Genomic DNA, 8,629 nt, shown 5'->3' on the forward strand with positions numbered 1-8,629 from the left:
CCAGGCGCTCGCGCGCCTGGGCGGTCGTCGTATCGGCCTGGCCCTGGAGGCCCCGCCGGTGGCCCTGGACATTACCGTGGCCGATGGCCGCCTGAGCGTGGGCCCGCCCACCCACGAACCCGACCTCGGCATCCGCGCCACGATCTCCGGCGTGCTCTCGCAGTTGCCCTTCCTGCGCGCGCCCGGTGCGCCGCCGGTGGGCAAGGTGCGTATCAACGGCGACGCCGAACTGGCCCGCACCGTGCAGCACCTGGCGCGTTCGTTCGATCCCGACTGGGACAAACCCTTCGCCGACCTGCTGGGGCCGATCATCGGCCCGCAGGTGGCACGCGTGCTGCGTGAAGCTTTCCAGGCAGGCGCGGGCTTCGCCAAGGGCTTCAGCCGCGACGCCGCCGACTACCTCACCGAAGAAACGCGCGACATCGTCGGCAAGGCCGAGCTGGCCGCCTTCCATGACGACGTGGACGACCTGCGCGACCGCGCCGAACGCCTGGCGGCGCGCTTCGCCCGGCTCGACCGGGGCCCCGGCGCATGAGCACCACCGTGGACCTGGTGCGCGGCGGCTCGCGCGGCCTCACTTCCACCCTGCGGGCGGTCGGCATTGCCCGCGTGCTGCTGCGCCACCGGTTGGACGATTTCCTCAAGCCCACCGTGCTGGGCCGCTGGCTGTGGCTGCTCAAGCCCATCACCCCGCGCCGCAGCGGAGAAGGCGAACTGCCGCGCGGCCAGCGCCTGCGCCTGGCGCTGCAGGAGCTGGGCCCCATCTTCGTGAAGTTCGGCCAGGTGCTGTCCACCCGCCGCGACCTGCTGCCGCACGACATTGCCCAGGAACTGACCCTGCTGCAGGACCGCGTGGCGCCGTTCCCCGGCGAACAGGCGCGCGCGGCCATCGAGGCGGCGCTCGGCCAGCCGGTGTCGGCGGTTTATTCGGAATTCGAACTCACCCCGCTGGCCTCGGCGTCCATCGCCCAGGTGCACGCCGCGCGCCTGCACGACGGCCGCGAAGTGGTGGTCAAGGTTCTGCGCCCGGACATCCGCAAGCGCATCGACGCCGACATCGCCCTGCTGCGCACGCTGGCCTCGCTGGCCGACCGCCACCACCCCAACGCCGAAAAGATCCGCGCCCAGGACGTGGTGTCGCAGATCGAAGCCACCCTGTACGCCGAACTCGACCTGCAGCGCGAAGGCGCCAACGCCAGCCAGATGCGCCGCACCTGGCTGGGCAGCGACGACCTGTACGTGCCCGAGGTGTTCTGGGACTACAGCACCGAAACCGTGCTGACCATGGAGCGCGTGCGCGGAATCCCGTCCGACGACGTGGCTGCGCTGGACGCCGCCGGCATCAACCGCAAGGCCCTGGCCGCCAAGGGCGTGCGCGTGTTCTACACGCAGGTGTTCCGCGACAACTTCTTCCACGCCGACGCCCACGCCGGCAACATCTGGGTGGACGCCGAGCGCAAGGAAAACCCGCGCTTCATCGCCATTGATTTCGGCATCGTCGGCCAGCTTGACCGTCGCGACCAGTACTACCTGGCCGAGAATTTCATGGCGATCTTCCAGCGCGACTACCGCCGCATCGCCGAGCTGCACATCGAAGCCGGCTGGATGCCTTCGCACATCCGCATTGATGAACTCGAGGCCGCCACGCGCTCGGTGTGCGAGCCCTACTTCACCCGCCCGCTGAGCGAGATCTCGCTGGGCGAGGTGCTGGTGAAACTGTTCAAGACCGCCCAGCGCTACGAGCTCACCCTGCAGCCCCAGCTGATCCTCCTGCAGAAAACCCTGCTCAATATCGAAGGCGTGGGCCGCCAGCTCGACCCCAAGCTCGATATCTGGGCCGAGGCGCGCCCGGTGCTGGAACGCATCCTGCGCGAGCGATACAGCCCCGCGCGCCTGGGCGAGGAGTTCCGCAAGCGCCTGCCCGAACTGATCACGCACGCGCCGGACATGCCGCGCCTGCTGCACGATTTCCTGGCCCAGCAGGTGCGCGGCCAGCACAGCATCCACATGCGCAGCGAAGACCTGGCCGAGCTGGCCCGCATCTCCAAGGCCGGCCAGCGCCAGACCGTGTACGCCATCCTGGGCACCGGCCTGATGGTGGTGGCCGCGGTGCTGGTGGGGCTGGATGCGGGCGGGCCGCGCATGTTCGGCATCCCCGCCGCCGCGGGCATCGCCAGCCTGGGGGCGTTCGGCGCCTTCCTCGCGGCCTGGCCGCGCCGCTGAGGGCATCGGCCCTCCTGCACACGCTGCGGTAGGAGGGCCTCGAGGCCCAACGCCTTTCACGCGGCGCCGACGCCCCGCGCCTTGACACCGCACCCTCCTCCGCGCACGTTGTCCAACGACGCGTTTCCGCCCACAGGAGTTGCCCCGCATGTTCCAGCCCGGCCAGATGATGGACCGCCCCTTGCTCATCTCGGGGATCATCGAACACGCGGCGGCGCAGTTCGGCAACGTCGAAGTGGTGTCGCGCGAAACCCACGGTCCGCTGTTCCGTTACACCTACGGCGACTGCGCCGTGCGCTCCCGCAAGCTGGCCAATGCCTTGAAGGCCCTCGGCCTGGGGCCGGGCAGCGCCGTGGGCTCCATCGCCTGGAACAACCACCGCCACCTCGAGGCCTATTTCGCCGTGTCGGGCAGCGGCATGGTGATGCACACCTGCAACCCGCGCCTGCAGGCGCAGCAGCTGATCTACATCATCAACCACGCCGAAGACCAGGTGGTGCTGTTCGACACCACCTTTGCGCCGCTGGTGAAGGGCATCGCCGCGCACTGCCCGAAGGTGCGGGCCTGGGTGTGCCTGAGCGACGGCGACAACACGGTGGCCGTGGACGGCGTGGCGAACGTGCTGTGCTACGAAGACCTGATCGCGGCCCACGACGACCAGTTTGAATGGCCCGATTTCGACGAACGCACCGGCGCCGCGCTTTGCTACACGTCGGGCACCACCGGCCATCCCAAGGGCGTGCTTTATTCGCACCGCGCCATCCTGCTCAATGCGCTGGCGGGATCGCTGCCGGGCGTGATTTCGCTGTCGCCCAAGGAAACCGTGCTGCCCGTGGTGCCCATGTTCCACATCAACGCCTGGTGCATTCCGTACGGTGCGCCGATGGCCGGCGCGCGCCTGGTGCTGCCGGGCCCGCGCCTGGACGGCGCCAGCCTGTATGAACTGATGGAGGCCGAGCGCGTCACCGTCAGTGCCGGTGTGCCCATCATCTGGCTGGGTCTGCTGCAGCACCTGCAGCAGCACGGCCTGCGTTTCAGCACCATGCGCCGCACCGCCGTGGGCGGCTCGGCCATGCCGGCCGCGCTGATCGCCCGCTTCGTCGAGGACTACGGCGTGGAAGTGCGCCACGGCTGGGGCATGACCGAAACCACGGCGGCGGCCACCTTTGGCTGCCTCACGCCGGAGGACGAGCTGCTGACGCCCGCCGAGCAGCACGCGATCGTCGCCAAGCAGGGCAAGTCACTGTTTGGCGTGGAGATCAAGGTGGTGGACGAGAACGGCGCCACGCTGCCGCGCGACGGTACGTCGCAGGGCGAACTGATGGTGCGCGGGCAGTGGATCGTCAGCGGCTACTACAAGGGCGAATCGTCCCCGCTGGTTGACGGCTGGTTCCCCACCGGCGACATCGCCACCATCCAGCCCGGCGGCATCATGCAGATCCGCGACCGCACCAAGGACGTGATCAAGACCGGCGGCGAATGGATCAGTTCGATCGATCTCGAGAACGCCGCGATGGGCCACCCCGACGTGGCCATGGCCGCCGTGATCGGCGTGAAGCACCCGAAGTGGGAGGAGCGGCCCCTGCTGTTCATCGTGCGGCGGCCGGGCCAGTCGCTGGAGAAGGACGAGATACTCGCCTTCCTGTCCGAACGCGTGGCCAAGTGGTGGGTGCCCGACGACGTGGTTTTCGTCGAAAGCCTGCCGGTGGGCGGCACGGGCAAGGTGCAGAAGAGCGAGCTGCGCAAGCAGTACGGTGGCGTGTTCAGCTGAGCCTTCGCAGGCAGATGTCCGCTTCCGGCCAGGAGCGGACATCGGGGCCAGGCAGAAAACGTCTGAACTAAGCTGCCACATCAATCGCGAAGCGATTGATTGGTTCGCTTGAATGAATGGTTAGGCGGCATTTGAGACGCCGCGCTTGTACTTACTCGTGTGCTTCTTGCCGTACAAGCACTCGTACTCGACGTCGATCTCCATGCCGCCAAACTTTTCCTCTAGGCGGAGGAATAGCTGCGCCATCGGGGTGTACGGATTTACAGCCAAGAATTGAACAGACTCACCAGACGCAATAATCGTGTTGTCGTCGACGTGGAGGGTGCCGAACGTTGGAGTTGGCGATAGGCCCTCGGTCCAAGCTGATAGGAGCTTTTTGAACTCGTGCTCACTGAAGAGATTGAAGCGGACTCGATCTGATGTGAGGGTTATTCCTCGAACAATGGCGGGACCAGGACCAGCATTCTTGAGAATAATTCCATCTTTCTCCGGATCACCAAGACACGCGAGCAATTCGATGATTGGTCGCGCCGAAAGCACATTGTGTTGACGCGTGACGTAGCCTTGCCATATCGATATTCCAAGTGCGCAAAGTGCGATGACCGCAGACGACATGGCAATGATGTCGCTGCTCGTAAGTGGTGCATCCGCCATGACCCTCTCCTATGCCGCCTAACGCCTTGAGTTAAGCCGCGCCGAAGGCGTCGGCTTGAATGAATAGTTAGCGCCCTTCGTACGCGGCGAGAGCAGGGGCGATGCAAGACTCTAACGATTCTATCGATTCATCAATTACCCGCTGCAATGGGTGGTCCATCCCGTAGAACCGCCACTGGTTATGGTTCGCTTGCCCGTCAGAAAACTCGAGGTAGTACGTGGGAGCGTGGAACACAAAGATATCGGCTGGATCTTCCATGCCAAAACCGAGCGGTATGGATGCACCCTTAAGTCGCTCGTACGCCACCGACGCTGCTGGACAGTCACGCAGTGGCATCTGTACGACGCATGTTCGCTTCGCATCACCGATCGCAGCAAGGAAAATGGGCGAGTTATCGGGATTGCCAAGATTGACCATTTTTCCACTATCCAACACGACCAACGTTGTTGGCCCTTGGCCAGTGTCTGGATCAACCGCGAAGCGGAAACTTGCCGAGGACAGTGGCGCGTCCTGCCACCACAGCACGGTCTCCCCAATGGGAAAACTCTCGCAGCCCGTCTTGCTCGGGTGACGTACGTCCGGCAGGCCTGCGGAGGCGCATGAGGCGAGAAGGGCTGCACATGCTGCGAGGGGGACGCTCTTCATGGGCGCTAACGCCTTGAGTTAAGCCGACCCACGCAGTGGGTTCGGCTTGAATGAATTGTTAGGCGCCAACTCGGCGATCCGCCCTGTCATAAAAACACTGTTGGGGTCGGCCTGGTAGCTGCCAAAAGGAGAACAAAGAACAAACCCAAATGATGTGTAAAGGCGACGTGCGGCCTCAAAGAAATCCATTGAGCCTGTCTCCAGGCTCAGTCGAGAATAGCCGCGTGCGGCAGCCTCCTGAATAATGTGCTGCAACATCCTAGAGGCCACACCTTGTCGTAGGTGAGAGGCGGCAGTACGCATGGATTTAACCTCGGCGTGCGACTCGGTCAAATGCTTGAGCGCGCCGAATCCAGCCAACACTGGACCGTCCCAGATGCTCCAAAACGTGACGTCAGGACCACGGAGCCCGCTCAGGTCCAGAGCATGGCGGCTTTCCGCAGGTGCAGTGGGCGCCAGGGAGTCGAGATGCTCACGGAGCAACGCGAGAACCGCGGGGCTTTCCAGCTTGTCAACTCGAATGTCCAAGCAATTTCCCTAGGCGCCTAACGCCCTAGTTAAGCCGCGCCGTAGGCGTCGGCTTGAATGATTAGTTAGGCCGCTCGGCCCTCGGCGGATGTCGGCGCCGAAAGACCATGACCGCAGCGACCAAGAACCCAGCCAGCGGGATGAAGCTCCAAAAGCGCGCGCCTGCAGCAGAAGATGCCATGTATGCACCCCACAGGGAAATCCAACAGAGCATAAGCACCTGATTGGAACGCTCGTTGGGTAGGGTTCCGGTGAGCATCCAGCGACCGTACGCCCGAGTGGAAAACAGGCCCGGTGCTCGCCAGATGCCATAGAAACCAACCAGGCCATAAGCAATCGCGAGTAGGCCGAATGAAATAAGGAAAGTCTTCACGCTTGCTGGGTCCTTGGCGGCCTAACGCCTGAGTTAAGCCGACCCACGCAGTGGGTTCGGCTTGAATGATGAGTTAGGCCTCAGGTTACGCCGAGGCCCACCGCGCGACAAGATTGTGGAGTGGACCTGCAGACAGTGCCACCGCTACGACCACCACACCGATACCTACCGCGACCAGACGTTCACGGCCACCGGCGAACGCGAGCCAGGCAGCGGAAAGTGCGGCTCCGGCCAACGCCAGCATGAGCAGAAGCCCCAAAGCCAACTCCACAAGATCGGATATACCAGCCGGTGCGCCGGGCTCGAGGTACATGTGCGAGTACAGAAAGGCGCGAAAGCCGAGCATCGCTGCCAGTAGCCCTAAGCATGTTGCGGCCATGAACTTGGCAACGGTCTCGCGACGTACTGTGCGCATGAGGCCTAACGCCTGAGTTAAGCCGCGCCGTAGGCGTCGGCTTGAATGATTAGTTAGGCACCAGCCGGTGTGCCGGACAGTTGCCCACCACCTTGAGCCACAACGTAGAACCCCGACGGGGTTGTGACTCCCCAACTCTCGTAGCCACTTGAGAATGGGATGATCTCCAATCGCAAGCCGCCACCAAATGACAAGACTAGATCAGCGGAGCCCTCTCTTACGGCAACGCTAGTTACAGCGTGCCCAGACAAAAGGCTCGTTGCAACTCCGGCAGCGTCTAGTGGCGCCGGCAAGCCGTAGCGCTGAAGGTGATCCTGGCTGCTTATCGACACTGCGCCGTCGCGCAAGAGACGCCACGGACACTCAACCCCAATGGCCACGCCGGGCCCAAATGAAAAGGACCATTGAGTCGGTTCGTTGAGCTGAACACGGCCCACAGTACGCCCGATCATCCATGAGAAATCGAAGTTATCCAATTGGGGCCTAACGCCTGAGTTAAGCCGACCCACGCAGTGGGTTCGGCTTGAACGCCTAGTTAGGCGCGATCGAATCGAACTGGCTCTGGGCCGCGAACTGATGGTCTGATGACAACTGTGCCCGCAATCTTGTCGTGCCAAGCCTGCTTTCTGGGATCGAAGCCGGCCCAAATGAAGCCAAGGAACAACGGAAGCATGGAAATGATGTACGTGAGGTACCGGGTGACGAGCTGTCCGAACGAAGCTGGACGACCGGTCTGCGCATCTACAATTCTGGCAGATATCGCCATCTTGCCCGGAGTAGCTTGCCGGTAGGACCAGAACAGCAGAGTTGCGACGGCTGGGAAAACCCAAGAAATAGCGAAGTCTGCGGGCCCCGCCAAAAAAGGCTTATCTGGATCAAGGTATGCCCAGCCGTAGATGCCAATGAGCGGCGGGAAAGTGACCACCATGATGATTATTCCATCGATGATCGAAGCGCCGAAGCGAGCCCAGAAGCCAACGTACTCGAGATTGTGTGCATTCATTTGCGAAAATTCATGTTGGGCCTAACGCCTAAGTTAAGCCGCGCCGAAGGCGTCGGATTGAATGATTAGTTAGGCTCATCATCGTTCCGAATGCCCATGAGCGTTTTCCATTTGCGCCGACGACTCACGGGATCTTTCTCCTCAAAGATTTGGCGCCAGCGATCAAGGACATCGGTCTGATGGATCAGGTTGTCACGAAATGCGGGGTGTGCTGGACCTGAATCATTTGTGAGAAATAGCGCAAGTACGGGCCCGATGACGGGGAGCAGGGCCACGACTGTGACCCCGACCTTCTCCGCAACATGGGCAGAAGTGCGCCAGACACGAACAATCAGCCATAGAGCTACTAGCTCAGAGATCGCAATAACGATGATTGGACCCTTATCCACAGCTTTTCACCGAACGCGGGTATTAGGCCTAACGCCTTGAGTTAAGCCGCGCCGAAGGCGTCGGCTTGAATGAATAGTTAGGCCTCATTGCGGGGCCTCCGCGTGCCGACCCAGCTCATGAACTTCGGCTCCTCGCTCGGCAGCGGCTTGCCCAGGACGCTGAGGTTTGACAGCCCTCGAGCAATGTACTGCGTAGCCTCCTCCTCCAGATCGAACTCGGCGCACTCCTCATCAATGCCGGGCGACCAATGTTTTAGCCAATTCTTTGCTCTGTTGAGATGCTGCTGCGTGAGAATCGCCTGAGGGATCGAGTATCTCGAACCAAAGTGCGACTTGAGGTCGTTTAGAGACGACTCAGTCCCAGCAGCCTGCCCGAGCATCTCCTCCGCAGCGCCGGCAAGTGTAATGGCCGGTATTGGTGCCTGGTGATCGACAAGAAGCCGAATAGCCCAGCTGAGCTGCTCTGTTGCTGATTCGATCTTGCCGATGCGCATTGCCATGAGGCCTAACGCCTGAGTTAAGCCGACCCACGCAGTGGGTTCGGCTTGAATGATGAGTTAGGCCTCAGGTTACGCCGAGGCCCACCGCGCGACAAGATTGTGGAGTGGACCTGCAGACAGTGCCACC

At 62.6% G+C, this 8,629-nt stretch carries 9 protein-coding genes; 3 read left to right on the top strand and 6 right to left on the bottom strand.

Going from position 1 to position 8,629, the window contains the following annotated elements; translation table 11 throughout:
- The 3 genes from K0M70_RS08150 to K0M70_RS08160 all read left to right on the top strand — a co-directional run.
- Positions 1-535 (top strand): SCP2 sterol-binding domain-containing protein (locus K0M70_RS08150; RefSeq protein WP_290781302.1); only part of this gene is annotated, 535 nt, incomplete at its 5' end.
- Entirely contained in the window at positions 532-2,223 is a 1,692-nt protein-coding gene (gene ubiB / locus K0M70_RS08155) for a ubiquinone biosynthesis regulatory protein kinase UbiB (protein WP_290781303.1), read from the top strand. The genes K0M70_RS08150 and ubiB, both read left to right, overlap by 4 nt.
- Before the next feature lie 148 nt (positions 2,224-2,371).
- Positions 2,372-3,994, top strand: a complete 1,623-nt coding sequence (locus K0M70_RS08160) for a long-chain-fatty-acid--CoA ligase (protein WP_290781304.1) — start codon at positions 2,372-2,374, stop codon at positions 3,992-3,994.
- A 120-nt stretch (positions 3,995-4,114) separates the two neighbouring features.
- Here the strand turns inward: K0M70_RS08160 and K0M70_RS08165 are convergent, their stop codons facing one another.
- The 6 genes from K0M70_RS08165 to K0M70_RS08190 form a co-directional block, all read right to left on the bottom strand.
- Positions 4,115-4,648: a hypothetical protein gene (locus K0M70_RS08165; RefSeq protein ID WP_290781305.1), complete on the bottom strand. Its 534-nt coding sequence runs from the start codon at positions 4,646-4,648 to the stop codon at positions 4,115-4,117.
- A 67-nt stretch (positions 4,649-4,715) separates the two neighbouring features.
- Positions 4,716-5,294: a hypothetical protein gene (locus K0M70_RS08170; RefSeq protein WP_290781306.1), complete on the bottom strand. Its 579-nt coding sequence runs from the start codon at positions 5,292-5,294 to the stop codon at positions 4,716-4,718.
- Positions 5,295-5,312: 18 nt separating this feature from the next.
- Entirely contained in the window at positions 5,313-5,822 is a 510-nt protein-coding gene (locus K0M70_RS08175; protein ID WP_290781307.1) for a GNAT family N-acetyltransferase, read from the bottom strand.
- A gap of 458 nt (positions 5,823-6,280) precedes the next feature.
- A complete protein-coding gene (locus K0M70_RS08180; RefSeq protein ID WP_290781308.1) occupies positions 6,281-6,610 on the bottom strand; it encodes a hypothetical protein in 330 nt (109 codons plus the stop codon).
- Between the two features lie 535 nt (positions 6,611-7,145).
- Positions 7,146-7,613 carry an RDD family protein gene (locus K0M70_RS08185; protein ID WP_290781309.1) on the bottom strand — a complete coding sequence of 156 codons (468 nt, stop codon included), beginning with the start codon at positions 7,611-7,613 and terminating at the stop codon, positions 7,146-7,148.
- Between the two features lie 466 nt (positions 7,614-8,079).
- Positions 8,080-8,502 carry a hypothetical protein gene (locus tag K0M70_RS08190; protein WP_290781310.1) on the bottom strand — a complete coding sequence of 141 codons (423 nt, stop codon included), beginning with the start codon at positions 8,500-8,502 and terminating at the stop codon, positions 8,080-8,082.
- Positions 8,503-8,629 lie beyond the last annotated feature (127 nt).

This window comes from Arenimonas sp. (genome assembly GCF_019459675.1).
GTDB lineage: Bacteria > Pseudomonadota > Gammaproteobacteria > Xanthomonadales > Xanthomonadaceae > Arenimonas.